At 42.4% G+C, this 524-nt stretch carries 1 protein-coding gene; it reads left to right on the top strand.

Going from position 1 to position 524, the window contains the following annotated elements; translation table 11 throughout:
* Positions 1-111: 111 nt before the first annotated feature.
* The coding region (locus IEW48_RS16925; RefSeq protein ID WP_188624735.1) for a transposase family protein at positions 112-524 on the top strand (413 nt) is incomplete at its 3' end.

The following is a 524-nucleotide window of genomic DNA, read 5'->3' as shown; positions in this document are numbered from 1 at the left end:
AGATTCATGGTCATTTTTTGTGAGATGTAGTGTAAGATGACATGAAAAAACTCGCTATTTCCTGGCAATCCTTGTCATAGGCAAAAACAAAACGATTGGAGGAAATAGCGAGTGAAAACAGATATCCGTTTACCACTAGGATTGCCAGAGTTTACGGTTTTAAAACAAGAAATCACGGAAAATAAAGTTGTGATTCAGGTGGAGACAATGGATCCCCCTGAGCGTTGTCCTTACTGTGGTTTTCAAGAGTTGAAAAAGCATGATCAACGCCTGAGAAGAGTACGTGACCTGCCCATTCATAACCGACCGGTTTATTTGATCATCCAACTCAAGCGTTGGCACTGTACCAACTGTCAGGAAATCTTTGATGAGCACCTCCCATCTGTACCAAAAGGCAAACATCAAACTCATCGTTTCAGAAAATATGTTTTCGACATGTGTCACGGAGTGACCATCAGTTATGTGAGTCGGCAGGTCCATCTGCCCTATAAGACCGTTGAACGCATTTATTACGACCTCGCTGA

Source organism: Caldalkalibacillus thermarum, assembly GCF_014644735.1.
Lineage (GTDB): Bacteria > Bacillota > Bacilli > Caldalkalibacillales > Caldalkalibacillaceae > Caldalkalibacillus > Caldalkalibacillus thermarum.
This window is presented reverse-complemented; position numbering and strand designations above follow the sequence as displayed.